Annotated in this window: 16 protein-coding genes; 9 read left to right on the top strand and 7 right to left on the bottom strand. The window is 62.1% G+C overall.

All coding sequences use genetic code 11. The features are described from left to right. Positions 1 to 18: 18 nt before the first annotated feature. Positions 19 to 846, top strand: a complete 828-nt coding sequence (locus tag G9U53_RS05145; RefSeq protein ID WP_030536057.1) for an AraC family transcriptional regulator — start codon at positions 19 to 21, stop codon at positions 844 to 846. Here the strand turns inward: G9U53_RS05145 and G9U53_RS05140 are convergent. Further along, positions 833 to 1,639 carry an ABC transporter substrate-binding protein gene (locus G9U53_RS05140; protein WP_242692428.1) on the bottom strand — a complete coding sequence of 269 codons (807 nt, stop codon included), beginning with the start codon at positions 1,637 to 1,639 and terminating at the stop codon, positions 833 to 835. The genes G9U53_RS05145 and G9U53_RS05140 overlap by 14 nt on opposite strands. 70 nt (positions 1,640 to 1,709) lie before the next feature. Here G9U53_RS05140 and G9U53_RS33865 point away from each other — a divergent pair, with 70 nt between their 5' ends. Then, positions 1,710 to 1,832 carry a hypothetical protein gene (locus G9U53_RS33865; protein ID WP_278251714.1) on the top strand — a complete coding sequence of 41 codons (123 nt, stop codon included), beginning with the start codon at positions 1,710 to 1,712 and terminating at the stop codon, positions 1,830 to 1,832. 2 nt (positions 1,833 to 1,834) lie between these two features. On the opposite strand, the gene G9U53_RS05135 is transcribed toward G9U53_RS33865, so the two are convergent. Next, positions 1,835 to 3,229: an MFS transporter gene (locus G9U53_RS05135; protein ID WP_165638397.1), complete on the bottom strand. Its 1,395-nt coding sequence runs from the start codon at positions 3,227 to 3,229 to the stop codon at positions 1,835 to 1,837. A gap of 119 nt (positions 3,230 to 3,348) precedes the next feature. Here G9U53_RS05135 and G9U53_RS05130 point away from each other — a divergent pair, with 119 nt between their 5' ends. Next, positions 3,349 to 4,011 (top strand): TetR/AcrR family transcriptional regulator, encoded by a 663-nt coding sequence (locus G9U53_RS05130; RefSeq protein ID WP_007730788.1) that lies wholly within the window; start codon positions 3,349 to 3,351, stop codon positions 4,009 to 4,011. A 6-nt stretch (positions 4,012 to 4,017) separates the two neighbouring features. Here G9U53_RS05130 and G9U53_RS05125 read toward each other — a convergent pair whose 3' ends face one another. Next, positions 4,018 to 5,238, bottom strand: coding sequence for an SfnB family sulfur acquisition oxidoreductase (locus G9U53_RS05125; RefSeq protein WP_081558542.1), 1,221 nt, complete (start codon positions 5,236 to 5,238; stop codon positions 4,018 to 4,020). 98 nt (positions 5,239 to 5,336) lie between these two features. Here G9U53_RS05125 and sfnG point away from each other — a divergent pair, with 98 nt between their 5' ends. Continuing rightward, positions 5,337 to 6,461: a dimethylsulfone monooxygenase SfnG gene (gene sfnG / locus G9U53_RS05120; RefSeq protein ID WP_007730790.1), complete on the top strand. Its 1,125-nt coding sequence runs from the start codon at positions 5,337 to 5,339 to the stop codon at positions 6,459 to 6,461. 12 nt (positions 6,462 to 6,473) lie between these two features. Here sfnG and G9U53_RS05115 read toward each other — a convergent pair whose 3' ends face one another. Next, complete coding sequence (locus tag G9U53_RS05115) at positions 6,474 to 8,000, bottom strand: aldehyde dehydrogenase family protein (RefSeq protein ID WP_064075096.1); 1,527 nt, start codon at positions 7,998 to 8,000, stop codon at positions 6,474 to 6,476. A gap of 127 nt (positions 8,001 to 8,127) precedes the next feature. Between G9U53_RS05115 and G9U53_RS05110 the strand changes: the two genes are divergently transcribed. Both G9U53_RS05110 and G9U53_RS05105 read left to right on the top strand, forming a co-directional pair. After that, positions 8,128 to 9,270: an acyl-CoA dehydrogenase family protein gene (locus G9U53_RS05110; RefSeq protein WP_007730792.1), complete on the top strand. Its 1,143-nt coding sequence runs from the start codon at positions 8,128 to 8,130 to the stop codon at positions 9,268 to 9,270. 9 nt (positions 9,271 to 9,279) lie between these two features. Further along, a complete protein-coding gene (locus tag G9U53_RS05105) occupies positions 9,280 to 9,972 on the top strand; it encodes a GntR family transcriptional regulator (protein ID WP_050656773.1) in 693 nt (230 codons plus the stop codon). Between the two features lie 10 nt (positions 9,973 to 9,982). Here the strand turns inward: G9U53_RS05105 and G9U53_RS05100 are convergent, their stop codons facing one another. Continuing rightward, positions 9,983 to 10,654 carry a TetR family transcriptional regulator gene (locus G9U53_RS05100; RefSeq protein ID WP_082893255.1) on the bottom strand — a complete coding sequence of 224 codons (672 nt, stop codon included), beginning with the start codon at positions 10,652 to 10,654 and terminating at the stop codon, positions 9,983 to 9,985. A 44-nt stretch (positions 10,655 to 10,698) separates the two neighbouring features. Between G9U53_RS05100 and G9U53_RS05095 the strand changes: the two genes are divergently transcribed. From G9U53_RS05095 to G9U53_RS05085, 3 genes are all read left to right on the top strand, one after another. Beyond that, complete coding sequence (locus G9U53_RS05095; protein WP_223304557.1) at positions 10,699 to 11,589, top strand: oxygenase MpaB family protein; 891 nt, start codon at positions 10,699 to 10,701, stop codon at positions 11,587 to 11,589. 104 nt (positions 11,590 to 11,693) lie between these two features. Further along, the gene (locus G9U53_RS05090; RefSeq protein ID WP_054781110.1) at positions 11,694 to 12,833 is read left to right on the top strand and encodes a serine hydrolase domain-containing protein; all 1,140 of its coding nucleotides are present in this window, start codon (positions 11,694 to 11,696) and stop codon (positions 12,831 to 12,833) included. A gap of 146 nt (positions 12,834 to 12,979) precedes the next feature. Continuing rightward, entirely contained in the window at positions 12,980 to 14,074 is a 1,095-nt protein-coding gene (locus G9U53_RS05085) for a GGDEF domain-containing protein (RefSeq protein WP_116057760.1), read from the top strand. Positions 14,075 to 14,083: 9 nt separating this feature from the next. On the opposite strand, the gene G9U53_RS05080 is transcribed toward G9U53_RS05085, so the two are convergent. Next, positions 14,084 to 14,296: a hypothetical protein gene (locus tag G9U53_RS05080; RefSeq protein ID WP_007730800.1), complete on the bottom strand. Its 213-nt coding sequence runs from the start codon at positions 14,294 to 14,296 to the stop codon at positions 14,084 to 14,086. Positions 14,297 to 14,328: 32 nt separating this feature from the next. Beyond that, positions 14,329 to 15,759, bottom strand: coding sequence for an MFS transporter (locus tag G9U53_RS05075; RefSeq protein ID WP_047269414.1), 1,431 nt, complete (start codon positions 15,757 to 15,759; stop codon positions 14,329 to 14,331). Positions 15,760 to 15,821 lie beyond the last annotated feature (62 nt).

The raw sequence follows: 15,821 nt of genomic DNA, 5'->3' as shown, positions 1-15,821 counted from the left end.
GTCGGGTACGCATCGTCGGTGGCAGATGCGACCGAGATCGAAGTACTCAGCCTGGACACCATTCGCATCAACGGGGGAAGCGCAGAGTTCGTCGGCCCCCAACGTCCGCAATTTCACTTGCTCGCTCTGGTGACCGAGGGCTCGGCGCTACACACCATCGACTTCGTGAACTACGCGGTGAGCCCGGGGACCGTGTTCTGGGTCAGACCGGGGCAGGTGCAACAGTGGGGGCGAATCCAGGATTTCGAGGCGACGGTTGTTCTGTTCACGCCCTCGTCGCTCGATGCCGTCAGTCAGCAGTTGTTGGACGGGAACGCTCGCAGTCGGCAGGCAGCGTGGCAGTTGTCCGGCGAGAACCTCGAGACCATCAGCACGGGTATGAAACACCTGAACCTGAACTACGGCTGCCCGGATACTTCCGCGCCGGTCGTTCGCGCGGCCATTCTGCGGCACACGCTGACAGCAATTCTGTTGAAACTGACCCATCTCGGTGGACAGGAACAGAGTTCCGTGCTGGCGCACAATGACGTGTTCGAAAGGTTTCATGCCGTTGTCGAACGTGACTTCGCCACGGTCCGTTCGGTTTCGGAGTACGCCAACAAGATCGGGTACTCCGAGAAGACTGTGCTGCGGGCCACCCGAGCCGCTGCCGGGATGACGGCAAAGCAGTACATCGATCAGCGTGTGGTTCTCGAAGCGAAACGTCTGCTGTCTTTCGGCACGGACACGGTCACCCAGGTGGCGTCGAAGTTGGGGTTCGACGATTCTGCGAACTTCACGAAGTTCTTCGCCACCCGGGTGGGTGTTTCTCCGCTGACCTTCCGTCAGGACGTCAGAGCGCGCTGAATGCCGCCCATCGCGCGTCGGCGCTGTCGAGGGTTCCGATACTGTTCTGCCCCTTGCCATGTGCGATGCCGTCCAGATCCTGGATGATCCAGTAGATGGCAAAAGGATGGCTGCCGAACCAGAGATCACCGCTGACGTCCAGAGCGTGCGCCGGATCGGGTGTCAGGTTGTCGAACAGTGGAGTGTTTCGCACGATGGATGCGTCGTACTGCTGCCCGGAAAGTACGGCGACGGTCTGCGCCGCATGCTCGGGTAGGAGTTCCGGCGAGACGGGGGAAATCGTGCCGGTGTCTTGATTGTTGGTCGCGTTGACTTCCGATGCCGGCCTGGTGAATCCGGCCTCGGTGACCAGTGTGGAGATGGGAGTGGTCGGTGGCACGGTGAACAGGTTTCCGCTGTAGCCGAGAAGGATCGCAAGGCTCTGGCCGGCAGCCGCGGACTTGACGCCTTCGAGGCCGGATTCCAGCTTTCCGATCATGGCGATAGCTTCGCTGCCTCGATCGAGCTGTGCCCCAGCTTGTTCGAGCACATCACGCCACGGCGCCGAGTACGGGAGGACCAAGGTTGGCGCCACGGAATTGATCTGCGCGAACAGGCTCGGTAGTGGACCGGCATTGCTCATCAAGATCTCGTCGGGTTCGACGGACGCGATCTCCTCGACGGCGGGGTTGGCGAAGAAAGTCGGCTTGTCGAGAACTTCGACGCCCTGCTCGCGCAGAATCGACTTGGCGACGTCCGATCGCAGGGTGCTGTAGACGACGGTGGGCTTCACGCCGAGTGCGAGTGCACTCAACCCCGCGTACTCGTCGAGCGCGAGAATGCGCTGCGGTGAGGCCGGAACTTCGACGGTGCCGAGTTCGTGGGTGACGGAGCGAGTTGCAGAGGCGGTGTCGGACTCGGCGGAGCTGCTTCACGCGCTTGCGCCGGCGACGGTCAGGAGAAGCGCCGAGACGATGCCGAATGCGGTTCGGGTGGTGAACATCTGAGGTCAACGATCCATTCGTGGGAAGAAGAAGGACAGGAGGGTACCGGCCAGCAGTAGGCCGGAGCAGACGAAGAGGGCTTGGGAGTATCCGGAAACCAGTGCTTCGGTCGGCGCGCTGTCCGAACGTGCCGTCGAGGAAGCGGCGACGCTCACGAGAACGGCTAGTCCGAGTGAACCGCCGATCTGACGCGATGTACTCAGTAGCCCGGATGCCATGCCGACTTCTTCGGGGGGAGCGTCGGCGGTGGCGACGTTACTGAGCGGCATGAACGACAGACCGATGCCGATGCTCGCCAGAAGCGAAGGCACCAGGATGACGGCCCAGAAGGGACTGTCGAGGTTCATGGTCGAAAACATGAAAGTTCCGATTGCGGCGACTGCTGTTCCGACTACGAGCAGCGGTCGAACTCCGTAGCGCGGAAGGAGTTTGGTGGACGCGAGGATGCCGACCACCAGGCCGAAGCAGAAGGGCAGGAAAGCCAGACCGGTGGTGGTCGGTGAATAGCCCAGCCCGCGTTGCAGGAAGAGTGAGACGAAGAAGAACGCGCTGAACTGTGCCGCGCACACCAGGCACATGATGGCGTTGGCCAGTCCGATTCGGGGTCGAAGCAGGGTGGACAGTCGTACCAGTGGTGTGGCGCAGCGGCTTTCGGCCACAACGAAAGCAGTGAGCAGCGCGATCGTGAGCGCGAATCCACCCAGCACGTAACCCGAAGTCCAGGAATGTGATTCCGTGGCGATCACTGTGCCGACAAGGGCGGTGATTCCGGCCGTCGCCAAGATGGCTCCGGGGAGATCGAGGGAGCCGCCTCTGGCGGCTTGGCCGGCCGGCAGGCCACGGGCACCGGCAACTGCGGCGATCAGGGCCACTGGTGCGCCGGCGAACATCACCCATCGCCAACTGAGCCCTTCGGTCAAAATGCCGCTCAGGACGACACCGAGTGCGCCGCCGAGTGCTGACGACATTGCGCCGATGCCGAATGCCTTTGCCCTGGCGCGTCCGGTGGGAAAGGCCTGACTGAGTGCGGCGAGCCCGGCCGGCGCGATCAGTGCAGCGCCGACGCCTTGAAGCGCCCGAGCTCCGACAAGCATTTCGGCGGACACGGAGAAGGTGCCGACGATGCTGACGAGGGCGAACAGCAGAAGCCCGGAAACCAGAACTCGACGAGTGCCCATCACGTCGCACAGACGACCGCCGAGAAGCAGCAGTCCGCCGAAGGCGAGGGCGTACGCGTTGACGACCCAGGACAACCCGGCGTCGGAAAAGTTCAGCGATTCCTGGATGTCTGGCAGCGCGACGTTGATGACCGACATGTCGAAGGCCACCAGGAACTGCGCTGCCGCGGCGGCTGTGAGGACCAGAGCCGGTGCGGCTACCGCTCGAGTTGTTGTTGTCATTGCAGGTACCTAATTTGTATACGCGTTCTCATAAGTAGTTAGGTTTACCTTGCTGGCGACTGAGATGCAAGGGGTTCCCCGGGCGAGAGCGTCGTAGCAGGGGCGCGCACAATCGACGGATGGCCGAAAAGATGGAACCGAGATCACCGCGGCTCGGACGTCCCCCGACGATCACGTCGGAGCAGATAGTCGACGAGGCGAAACGGCAGCTTCAGACCGGCGGCGCCGACGCGTTGAGCATGCGCGCGTTGGCGAAGTCGCTCGGCACCACGCCGATGGCGCTGTACCGGCACGTGGGCGACAAGGAACAGCTGATCAGCGCGGTGCTCGATGTGTACTCACAAGATCTCGGCGCGCTGGTCCTGCCGCAGGATCAGGTCGAACGGCTTCGCACGATCTTCACCGCGATCTTCGAAAAGCTGGCGTCGGAGCGCTGGATCATCGAGTTGCTTCAGCGCGGTGGCCGTGGTGGGAGCGGCGCTGTGGTCTTGGTCGATCGGGCGATGGCCGCGTGTGTCGAACTCGGTATGTCACCTCGTCGCGCACTGTTGATCTATCGAGCGCTGTGGAACTACACACTCGGCGCATTGCTCAACATCTACGACACCACTACGCGACCGGAAGGCAGCGTGTCACCTCTCGCGGTCAAGATCCGAGAAATCGGGCCCGAGAAACTGCCGGTGCTCAGTGAGGTGCTCGAGGACTGGCCGGGAGGGACGACGACTGAGAGCTACTTGGAAGGACTGGAAGTCTTGATCAGCGGATATATGAACTCCGACTGAGTGTGTTCACAGCAGTCCGTGCCGCGGTGGGATTGTCCCGGACAGTGTCCACCGGCCGATGTGCTGGACCTTCCACCTCGTCGGATCGTGCAGGGTGTGCGTGCGCGCGTCACGCCAGAATCGGGAGAGGTTCGCCGATTCGCCCGCGCTTCTGGTGCCACCGATCTCGAACAAAGTGCTCGTGGCCGCCAATGACGCCCTGGCGCCGACCACTTTGGCGGTTGCAGCGTCGATGGATGCTCGGGCCGTGGAGTCCTCGGTGGGATCACGACGCGCCACGTCGATCGATCGCGCTGCTTCCGCCAAGAGGGATCTGGCAGCGCGAACCTCGATTGCCGCTTCGCCGGCGAGTTGAACGAGCAGTGGATCCTCCACCGCTGTATCGACTTTCGCCTCGAAGAAGGGACGCGCCTTTGCCGCGAGTTTCACGGATTCACGCAGTGCAGCCGACGCGATGCCGGTGTCGATCGCGGCGTGCAGGATCTGGGCCTGTGCTCCGTAGGTGGTCGGGTGAGTGAAGAGCGACGTGAATGGTACGACATTGAACCGCGGCACCGAAACGGATTCCAGGGTCACAGTTCCGCTTGCAGTTGTCTTCTGTCCCATGCCGTCCCAGTCGTCGACGATCGACAGTCCGGGGGTATTCCGGGGTAGGTAGACCGCGGATTTCACCTGTGCGCCGGTCTCGGTGAATTGATCCGCATTGGCGGCACGCACCACGATCCAATCTGCGAAAAGCGCTCCGGTGCAATAGAATTTTCGACCTTCGAGCACAAAGTCTTTCCCGTCGGGGGTGAGAGTGGTGCCGTCGATGTCGATGGTCTTGTTGCCGCGCTCGCTCTGGGCGTTGGCGAACTGCTTACCCGACAATGCTTCGGCGTAGAAGAACTGCTTCTGCTCGTTAGACCCCTGGTACCGGAGCGCTTCCAGGAAAGTGAAGTGGCTGTGCGGAATCTGCGCGATGCTGGGATCGCCCTCGGCGAGTAGGCGGAAGACCTCGGCCAACGTCTCGGTGCTTGCGTCGATGCCACCGAACTCCTTCGGCACCGAGAGTCCGAGCAAGCCGGACCGCGCCAGGGTGCGAACCTCGTCGTGGGGAAGGAGGCGCTGCGCATCGCGGACTCCGGCACCTGCCGCGAACTCGTCGGACAGCTGTGACGCCACCGAGAGCGCCTCGTCCTCGCTGGTGATGCGGTGCGCGATCTCCTGAATGTCCACAGCAGTCATGCTGCCACCGTTTCACAGTCGCAGCACCCACCCAACACTTACAACCTGTGTGATCGCTACCCTGGAAACCACTGGGAACTGCATGTTTGCTGGGTTTCATGTCTACTGAACGTATCGCCGACGAGATCAAGTTCGCCTACTGGGTGCCCAATGTCAGTGGTGGTCTGGTCACCTCCGACATCGAGCAGCGGACCAGCTGGGACTACGAGTACAACAAGAAGCTGGCACAGACCGCCGAGAACAACGGCTTCGAGTACGCCCTGAGCCAGGTACGTTACGAGGCGAGCTACGGGGCCGAATTCCAGCACGAATCCACGAGCTTCAGCCTTGCGCTTCTCCTGGCCACCGAGAAGCTCAAGGTGATCGCCGCGGTGCATCCGGGACTCTGGCAGCCGGCCGTGTTGGCGAAACTGGGCGCTACCGCCGATCACTTGTCGAACGGTCGTTTTGCCGTCAACGTCGTCAGTGGTTGGTTCAAGGACGAGTTCACACATCTAGGCGAGCCGTGGCTCGAGCACGACGAGCGTTATCGGCGTAGCGCCGAGTTCCTTCAGGTTCTTCGGAAGATCTGGACGGAGGACGACGTCGATTTCCGCGGCGACTTCTACCGCATCCACGACTTCACGTTGAAGCCGAAGCCTCTCAACACTCCGGAGCGCCCCAATCCCGAACTGTTCCAAGGTGGTAACTCGGCGGCAGCCCGTGAGAACGCAGGCCGGTATTCGGATTGGTACTTCAGTAACGGCAAGGACTACGACGGCGTCACCGAACAGTTGGTCGACGTTCGCCGTGTTGCTCGTGAGAACGATCGGGAGGTCAAGTTCGGGCTCAACGGATTCATCATCGCCCGCGACACCGAGGCGGAAGCAAAGGACACACTGCGCGAGATCATCGCCAAGGCCAACCGCCCTGCGGTCGAGGGATTCAAGAATGCAGTCCAACAGGCCGGCGCATCGACCGCGTCCAAGGACGGGATGTGGGCGGATTCGACGTTCGAGGACTTGGTTCAGTACAACGACGGTTTCCGCTCACAACTGATCGGCACGCCGGAACAAATCGCGCATCGGATCGTCGAATATCGCCGTCGCGGTGTCGATCTGATTCTCGGCGGATTCCTGCATTTCCAGGAGGAGATCGAATACTTCGGGGCCAAGGTGCTTCCGCTGGTTCGTGAACTCGAAGCAGCCGACAGCGACGAGCAGGTGCTCGTCACCGCCGGCTGATCGCCTGATCTCTCAGGACTTCGCGTGGCGTTTTGCCAGCATCCAACGTGAGATCTTCATGTCCCTGGCTTTTCGCTCGATGGTCAGCAGGTCCAGTGGAGCGCTGAACTTCTGAACGGCCAGTGATTTCACACTGCTGAACTCACGCAGCCCATCGGCTCCGTGGATACGGCCGAATCCGGAATCGCCGACCCCGCCGAACGGCAGGGCGGCGATTCCGGCGAAACCGAGAACCGAATTGACCGTGACGACACCGCAGTCGAGCTTCTCGGCAATTGCTCGGCCCTTCGACGAACTCTTGGTGAACACCGAGGCGCCCAAGCCGTACTTCGACGCATTGGCGCGTTCGATCCCCTCGTTCATGTCGGCGACCTTGTTCACCACGACGCTCGGGCCGAACGTCTCCTCGGTGATCGCCGTGGAATCCTCCGGAACATCCGTCAGGATGATCGGATCGATGAACGGACCGTTGAACGAATCAAGTCCGCCGAGTACAGCTTTCGCGCCGCGACTGAGAGCGTCTTCGATCTGGCCCCGGACTATCGCAGTCTGCTTTCCCAGCGTCATCGGCCCGTAGGTCGAGCTGTCGGTGGCGCCGGCGTGGGCGTCCCGAAGCGCGGCGGTGAGCTTGGACAAGAAGGCGTCGTACACGGGCGCTGCGACGTAGATTCGTTCGACGCCGGCACAGGTTTGTCCGCCGTTGCCCACTGCCCCGAATGCCGCGAAGCTCACGGCCGCATCGAGGTTGGCATCGGAGTCCACCAGCATGGCGTCCTTGCCACCGCATTCGGCGACCAGGGGAGTGAGGGTGTCCGCGCAGGCGGCCATTACGCGCTTTGCGGTAGCGGTCGAACCGGTGAATGCGATCTTGTCGACGCCGGACGAACACAGAAGTGCTCCGGTTTTGCCGTCGCCGGTAATGGTCTGCAGGACAGGGTGTCCGGGTGCCGCGATGTCCCACAGCCGGGCCAATTCGACGCCGACGCCTGGTGAGAGTTCGCTCGGTTTGAACACGACGGCGTTACCGGCGGCCAGTGCGTAGCCGATCGACCCCATCGGTGTGTACAGCGGATAGTTCCAGGGGCCGATCACGCCGACGACGCCCATCGGCCGGTAGCCGACGGATGCAGACTGGTTGGCGCTGATCAGTCCTGCACCGACGCGTCTGCGGCGCAACACTTTCTGTGCGTTGCGTGCCGCCCAGTCGAGATGTTCGACGGCCAGCATGACTTCGAGTAGTGCGTCGTCGCTGGGTTTTCCGGTCTCGGCGGAAATGATCGCCGCCATCGATTCGGCGTGAGTGGCGATCGCGGCGCGGAAATTGCCGAGCACCTTCCGGCGGCCTTGGAATCCGAGTTGATCCCACCACTTCGACGCCGTGCGTGCTGCGGCGACCGCTTTCTCGATCTCTCGCTGGTCAGCAATGGGGTGCTGCGCGACCACGGAATCGTTGCGAGGGTCGAGGCTCGCGAAAGTGTGATCGTCCGATCTCGGATCTGTCGACGTGGACGTGCTCTGGCGGCCGAGCTGTTCTGTCATGTTCTTCAGATCCTCCACATGTCGGTGCATCACATATATGTGATGTGATTTACTGTGCTGGTAGTCACAGTATGCGTCGGACCGAGCTCCGACAAGCCTCCAGCCTCATCTCACTCGGGAGTTTTCGATGTACATGGATTTCACGCAGGAGCAGTCTGATTTCGCCAAGTCGGTAGCGTCGTTCTGCAAGAAGGAAAGTGGTACCCGTGAGCAGCGAGACCTGCTGACCGATCATGGCGCCCATAACCACAACCAGGCGTTCTACGAGAAGATGGCGGAATTGGGATGGCTCGGGCTGACTGTCCCGGAGGAATACGGCGGATCCGCCGGAAGCACGGTCGACCTGTGCATCTTTCTGGAGGAAGCCGCCAAGGGCATGGCGCCGATCGGTGGACTCGGCCCGACCGTCATCACCGGGGCTGCATACGAGAAGTTCGGCAGTCCGGCCCAGAAGGAGGCAGTGCTCGGCGGGATCGTCCGTGGCGCGTCTCAGTCGATCTCGATGTCCGAACCCGAAGCGGGCTCCGACGTGGGAAATCTGAGTTGCCGCGCCGAGAAGGTCGACGGTGGGTGGCTGATCAACGGCCAGAAGACGTGGTGTTCCAACGCGCACTTCGCCGAGAACATCCTTCTGGTGGCTCGCACATCCCGAGGTGAAGGCAAGCATGAGGGCCTGACGATGTTCCATGTCCCGGCCGACATCTCCGGATTGAAGATCAGTGGAATCGACACCATGGGCGGCAAGGAGGTCAACGATCTCTACTTCACCGACACATTCCTGCCCGAGGACGCGGTGGTTGGGGAAGTCGGCAACGGCTGGCGTCAACTCATGGCCGGACTCAACATCGAACGCCTCATCCTCGCGGCGATGATGCTCGGGACCGCGCAGCGCGCTTTCGACGACACCCTCGAATTCGTCACCACGCGTAAGCAGTTCGGCCGTCCGGTCGGATCGTTTCAGGCGCTTCGCCACCGGATCGCGGATCTCGCCACGGAGATCGAATGCGGCCGTCTGCTGGTCTACAGCGTGGCCCGAATGGTCGACGCCAACCCGACCAAGATGTTCCCGCGGGAAGCGTCGATGGCCAAGCTCAAGCTGACCGAGACCGCCAAGAAGGTCGCGCTCGAGGGGATGCAGATGATGGGTGGGTACGGTTACGCGACTGAGTTCGACATGGAGCACCATGTGCGAAAGACTCTTGTGTCCTCCATTTATGGTGGTACCAACGAGATTCAGCGAGACATCATCGGCAAAACGTACGGACTGTGAGGATCGGTTGTGGCAACGTCTGCACGCACTCGGAGAGCGACATCTGAGCTGAGGAGACGGCCACAGTTGTCGGAGGACGTGGCCAACCACGTTCGCAACCTGATCATGTCCGGCTCGGTCCGTCCGGGCGAGTTCGTCAGGCTGGACGAAACCGCGGCCGACCTCGGGGTCAGCGTCACGCCGGTGCGAGAAGCCCTCGTCGCATTACGCGGCGAGGGGATGGTCGAGTTGGTTCCGCATCGCGGCTATCTCGTCTCGCCCCTCAGTCGCCAGGACATCGAAGACATCTTCTGGTTGCAGGGGCAGATCGCGGTCAAGCTGGCGTTGCGGGCGATGGACAGCATCACCGCTGATCAACTCGCGGAACTCACGGAACTCAATGCCGATTTGCGAGCGGCGGTCGGCGCTTCGGATGCAGCTGCGATCGAGCAGTGCGAATTCGAGTTCCATCGCCTGATCAATCGCGCTGCGGGTGGTGCGAAGTTGGCATGGTTCCTGTTCGGCGCGATTCGGTACACCCCTGCTCGTCTCTACGCGACGGATCCAGGCTGGGGTGAGCTTGCGGTATCGAGCCACGATGCTTTGATCGCGGCGTTCGAGAAGCACGATCGAGAACAGGTGGACGCGCAGATGAGTCTGCAGTTCTCCGACGGCGCTGCTCGACTTCTCGCTCACCTCGACAACATCGGGATCTGGGACTGAATGCAGGAGCTCAAGACGGCGGCAGGGCGGGTGCGAGCAGGATCGCCGCACATTCGGCGACCAGTTCTTCTTCCGTCACGTCGATGTACCCGTCGAGCCATGCACTGAGGGTCTGCGCCAGGCCGCCGACCAGGAACGTGGCCGTCAGGGTCAGATGACCGCTGTCGTTCAATCGGTAGAAGGTCTTCGCGTTGGCGGCCAGGAGACCGATGAATATCGTCGTCGACGCTTGGCGTTTCTCGGCCAGGACAGGGCTCGTCAGGGCGCTGGAGAACAGTAGACGTCCGCGACGGGGATCGTTCGCGATAGTGCGGACGATGTTCGCGATTCCAGCGAGCGCCTTGCCGCGTTCGGTCTCGGCGGCGTCCACTGCAGCCTGGGTTGAAACGGCGATGTCCGTGATGACGGTGTCGTAGACGGCCGACATCAGAGCATCACGATCGGTGAAGCTCTCGTAGAAGTACCGCGCCGCGACACCGGCCTTCTTGCACACTCCGCGGACCGTCAGTTCGGGCTCGGCGGAGCCCATGAGTTCCAGACCGGCCTCGATCAGTGCCTCCCGTCGTTGGGCTACGCGGAGCGCGCCGTCGACGCCACCGTACGAACGCGGTTGGTCATTCATGAAGACCATCTTTGCATCCCGAGATTGCTTGACATCTCGGCATTTCAGCGTTTCACTCATCTGAGAACATGCGTTCGCAGATATGACTTCGAAGGGGTTCTGCCATGACGGTGAGTAGGGATTCGACGGGCGGGCGCGAGGAAGCGGTGGCAGGCGGCATCGGAGCGGTCGGCGTCCAGGCGGTCGACATCGACGCCGAGGTTGAAAAGGCGATGTCCGGGCTCGGACTGTTGGCCGCAGGCGCCAACGTCATCATGCAGTTGGCGCGCCCGGCGGTGGGGTACGGCGTGTATGAGAGCAAGGTCGAGACGGGTCGGTTGGATCGGCATCCGGTGAAGCGAACCCGGACGACGCTGACGTATCTCGCCGTCGCAAGCCTGGCGACGGACGAAGAAAAGAAGCTGTACCGACGCGCAGTCAACGGCTCGCACAAGCATGTTCGTTCCGATGAGAACAGTGCAGTCGAGTACAACGCGTTCGATCCGGAACTGCAGTTGTGGGTGGCCGCCTGTCTGTACCGAGGCTTCGAGGACGTCTACAAAATCTTGTACGGGGATCTCGATCCGGTAACCCGGGATGCGTTTTATCAGCGCAGCGCCACGTTCGGTACAACCCTTCAGATGCGACGCGACATGTGGCCGGCGGACCGGGATGCGTTCGAGGTCTACTGGAACGAGAACCTCGACAAGGTGGCGATCGACGAGACGATTCGTGAGCATCTCTACGGGATCGCGTCGGCGACCTTCACGCCGAAGTTGTTGCATCCCGTGGTCGGTCCGCTCAATCGATTTGTCACCACCGGGTTCCTGCCCCAAGCCTTTCGTGACGAAATGCGGCTCCCGTGGTCAGTGCGTCAGCAGCGTAACTTCGATCGATCCATGCGCGTCGCCGCGCTGGTCAATCGGTTCAGTCCGAAGATTCTGCGGATGTTTCCCTACAACTTCTATCTCTGGGATCTGCGTCGGCGCATCGCCAAGGGAATCCCGTTGGTCTGAGCCGACTCTGGCACTTGAAGTGATTGACACCACAGGTGAATCGGACACATACTCAACGTAGTTGAAGTTGACGTCAAGTTTCATCATTCCTGTGGAGGCTGTCAGTGGCGAACATCGAAGGCGTATGTGACCAGCGATTCTCTGGCTTGAAGGAGGCGCTGGCACGCAATCTCGATTGTGGCGAGGACGTCGGGGCAGCGATCGCACTGACGATCGACGGCGAATCCGTCGTCGACATGTGGGGCGGTTGGGTCGACGTCGAGCACACTGCTCCTTGGTCTCGCGACACCGTTACCAATGTCTGGTCCTGCAGCAAGACTGTGACCGCACTGGCCGCGCTCATGCTCGTCGACCGCGGGTTGCTTGATCTCGACGCCCCGGTCGCGCAGTACTGGCCGGAATTCGCAGCAGCGGGCAAGGACCGAATTCAGGTCCGGCAACTGTTGTCGCACACCTCGGGTGTGTCGGGGTGGGATCAACCGTTCACCCTCGAGAACATTTGCGACGACGAATATGCCACCGCCCGGTTGGCGACGCAGGCTCCGTGGTGGGAACCGGGTACGGCATCCGGATACCACGCCCTCAACTACGGCCACCTGATCGGCGAGGTCGTCAGGCGCATCGACGGACGAACCCTCGGTAGCTTCATCGACGAGGAAATCGCCGGCCCGCTCGATGCTGATTTCCGCCTGGGCTTGCCGAAGTCGGAATACGGGCGAGTCTCGAATGTGATTGCGCCACCGCCTTTGCCGATCGACATCGCGGCACTCGGGATGGACAACATCATGGTGAAGACATTCACCGCGCCGCCGGCTGACGCTACAGGTTCGTGGACCGACGGGTGGCGCGCCGCCGAGATCGGTGCGGCCAACGGTCATTCGAATGCGAGGGCACTCGCAAGGATCCAATCGGTGATCGCGTGCGGTGGCAAGGTCGGTGACGTTCGCTTGCTGTCGGAGGAAACGATCGACAAGATCTTCGAGGAGCAGTCGTACGGGGTCGACCTCGTCCTCGGCGTGCCGGTCCGCTTCGGCGTCGGATTCGGATTGCCGACGCCCGAGTCCGTCCCGTTCATTCCGGAGGGGCGAATCTGCTTCTGGGGAGGTTGGGGTGGCTCGCAGATCATCATCGACACCGAGAAGCGCATGACGTTCTCGTACGTGATGAACAAGATGGGGCCGGGTCTGCTCGGTTCCGAGAGATCGGCGCAGTACGTATCGGCGGCCTACGACGCTTTGAGTTGATCGACCGATTCAAATCCGGCAGAACGGTTTTGTCTGTCGCCGCTGACTATGCTGCCGGATATGCCAGTGTGTTCCGGGGGGAAATCAGCGAGTCCGTTTCGTCGAAGTACGCCCAAAAGTTGCGGAGCTGCATCGGCTGATCGGCGATGAACGGTTTGGTCGACGTCGTCATGCGCTGGTGGCAGTTGCCGGACCAGTTCCACAGTTTCAGCAGGTACCTCGAGGACCGCGGGTTCTTGACTTCCTGCCGGGCGCTGGTCGGCGGAACAGCATTCTGGATGGGGCTGGTGTTGCTGTCGGCGCGATTCAGTGACGTCGGTCCGCAAGGTACGTTCTGGCGAGCGGTCAATCTGGCGGTCATCGCGCTGTGCCTCGGCGCGGCCCTGATCTGGTGGCTGTTTCCGCCTACGCCGCTGTGGTCGTACACCTTTGTCGTGGGTTCCGACGTCGCGATTGCGGCGGCAGCCGCAACCGACTCGGAACCGCTGGGACGACTCATCGCGTGCGTCGTTTTCGCGTCGATCGGCGGCTACATCGCGTTCTTCCACAATCCGAAACTCCAAGTCGGTCACTTGGTCTTCGCCTCGACCGTCACGGTGCTTTCGGGGTGGACTTTGTTGTTCGGGCCAGCAGCGGACGTCGGCTTGGGACTGGCGAAGATCTCGGTTGTGCTGGCTACGATCATCGTGATTCCTGTTGTGTCACAGATTGTTCTGGCGGTCCTGGGTTCGGATGCCACTACCTCCGACATCGACCCGTTGACCGGACTGCTCAACCGTCGCGGATTGGCGCGTCGGGTGAATGACTTGATGGGCGCTCCGGTCACCGAAGCGGATGCACTGCTCGTAGTGGTGATCGACCTCGATCGCTTCAAGACGATCAACGACGTTCACGGCCATGACGTAGGAGACAGCACGATCATGCGAACTGCACTGCGCATCCGTTTGTGGACAACCCAGTCCGCCTTGACTGCTCGTATGGGCGGTGACGAGTTCGTCGTGGTCGAACGGGTACCGGTCAGCGTGATCTCCAGGCTGGAAGGACAGATCCGCTCCGCGATGGACGGAGCGAACGATGACCCTCCGACGAGCGCGAGCATCGGAATGGCGGTCCGCACCGCGCCCCGGAATCCGGGTGAGTCCGTCGACGCTGCTTTTGCCGAACTCTTCCGCGTCGCGGACTCGGTGATGTACGAAGCGAAGCGCGAAGGTGGCAACCAGGTGCGGGCGAGCTTGGTCTGATGTGAGAGCTCAGTCGGCGAAGCTCAGACCACGTTCGGCGAGTGCTTCGCGCAGAATCCTCAAGGCCTTCGGTCCCATCCCGTGCAAAGCGCCGAGTTCCTTCTCGGACACGGACGTCAGCTGCGCGAGATGGGTGTAACCCGCTGCGATCAGCGCGCGCTGTGCGGGAGCTCCCGTCTTCGGGAAGTCGGTTTCCACTGTGCCCGGATCCGGTTCTGTCACTGGCCAACTCCTCCGTGTGGGTTTCTCACAGTTTAGCGAGCGTCGTGAACGATTTCGGGGCTGCCGATTTTGTCGGGCGTTCGCGGAAGTGCGCGAGCTGCCACGGCAATGCCGATGATCGAGACAGCGGCGAAGGTGAAGAGAAGCAATTGCGCAGAACGAAGCGTCGACGGTTCGCCGATGTTGACCAGCACTCCGGCCAGGGCTGCACCGAAGGCATTGGCGATCAGCTGAACGGTGTTGATGGCAGCCGAGGCACGCGCACCTTCTCCGGGATCGGTGACCGAGGTCATCGCCCCGACTGCAAGATGAGGCCAGGCGATGCCGATTCCGACGCCGGCGAACAGCAGTCCGATCACCCACGCGACCATCGCACCGGCGCCGGCGTGTTCGGTGAGAAATGCTGCCATGATGCCCAACCCGATCGCGACGAGGATCGGACCGCTGACAACGATTCGTCGCACGATACGAGGGGTCGTGGCCGAGGCGCTCGGGATTTCGCCGAGAGTCCAGCCGAGAGCGAGTGCGGCCCCGAGGAATCCGGCCGCGAGAGGCGCCAGGCCGGCAAGTCGTTGCCCGAAGAGTGGAATGAACGTCTCGACGGTCGACGCGACAGCGAGGACGACGATGGTCAGGTACACCCATTTGAGGGACGACGCGTTGAACGTCGACGGCGGTAGTACGCCGTGGCGCGAGCGACGGTCAGCGGCGACAAAGGCGATCAGTAGCAGCACAGCGGCGAGAACCATTGCGGCGGTCACGGCGAGGTTGGACAGAATTCCGGCAACGCTGACCAGCAAAGCTGCCGCAGTCAGCAATGCCAGCGAGAGGACCGGCACCGGGCTACTGGTGGTGCTGCCCGGTTCATGTGCCGGTAGCGCGCTGGGGACGAGAGCGGCGACTGCGATCGTCGCGATGACCAGGACGCCGAAAGCCCATCGCCAGGCTCCGAACTGAGCAAAGACACCGCCGATTGCAGGGCCGGCGAAGGTGCCGACTCCCCACATCGCCGAAACCAGCGCGGCCCCGCGAGTCCACAGATGTCTGGGGAGCGCGGCATTGATGACGGCGTAACCGAGACCGGCCAGCAGGCCACCGCCCGAACCCTGGATCGTGCGGCCGACCAACAGCAATTCCATCGTCGGGCTGACCGCACAGACAACGGTGCCGAGCGCGAAGATCGCGAGGCCGATCAGGTAGGCCCCGCGCGGTCCCCTGGCAGCGAGGACGTTGGTGACCAACATCGAAGAGATGACGGAAGCAATGAGGAAGACCGTCGCGGTCCAGGCGTAGTACTGCTGACCGCCGATGTCGTCGATGGCAGTCGGAAGCAGGCTGGTCGTCAGGTAGACGTTGGTCGCGTACAGCGCAACGCCGCCTGCGAGGACGGTAGCGGTGCCGAGGTATCGACCGCTCAGGAGCTGCCGCCAGGTTCCGGTGGGAGCATCGGTGGGGGAGTGCATGTTGTCGAAGGTAGAATCTCGAGTGCGCTTCAGGTCAATGTCGCGCAGCCATTGGGAGGCAG

The organism is Rhodococcus sp. D-46 (assembly GCF_011290655.1).
Classification (GTDB): domain Bacteria; phylum Actinomycetota; class Actinomycetes; order Mycobacteriales; family Mycobacteriaceae; genus Rhodococcus_F; species Rhodococcus_F qingshengii.
The sequence above is the reverse complement of the archived record's forward strand: the minus strand, read 5'-3'. Positions and strand labels throughout refer to the sequence as shown.

Bases quoted from the DNA above. Each gene is read 5' to 3' on its own strand.
- G9U53_RS05095 (WP_223304557.1), top strand. From the start codon at position 10,699: ATGACGGTGAGTAGGGATTCGACGGGCGGGCGCGAGGAAGCGGTGGCA.
- sfnG (WP_007730790.1), top strand. From the start codon at position 5,337: ATGTCTACTGAACGTATCGCCGACGAGATCAAGTTCGCCTACTGGGTG.
- G9U53_RS05110 (WP_007730792.1), top strand. From the start codon at position 8,128: ATGTACATGGATTTCACGCAGGAGCAGTCTGATTTCGCCAAGTCGGTA.
- G9U53_RS05135 (WP_165638397.1), bottom strand. From the start codon at position 3,229: ATGACAACAACAACTCGAGCGGTAGCCGCACCGGCTCTGGTCCTCACA.
- G9U53_RS05085 (WP_116057760.1), top strand. From the start codon at position 12,980: ATGAACGGTTTGGTCGACGTCGTCATGCGCTGGTGGCAGTTGCCGGAC.
- G9U53_RS05100 (WP_082893255.1), bottom strand. From the start codon at position 10,654: ATGAGTGAAACGCTGAAATGCCGAGATGTCAAGCAATCTCGGGATGCA.
- G9U53_RS05125 (WP_081558542.1), bottom strand. From the start codon at position 5,238: ATGACTGCTGTGGACATTCAGGAGATCGCGCACCGCATCACCAGCGAG.
- G9U53_RS05115 (WP_064075096.1), bottom strand. From the start codon at position 8,000: ATGACAGAACAGCTCGGCCGCCAGAGCACGTCCACGTCGACAGATCCG.
- G9U53_RS05075 (WP_047269414.1), bottom strand. From the start codon at position 15,759: ATGCACTCCCCCACCGATGCTCCCACCGGAACCTGGCGGCAGCTCCTG.
- G9U53_RS05130 (WP_007730788.1), top strand. From the start codon at position 3,349: ATGGCCGAAAAGATGGAACCGAGATCACCGCGGCTCGGACGTCCCCCG.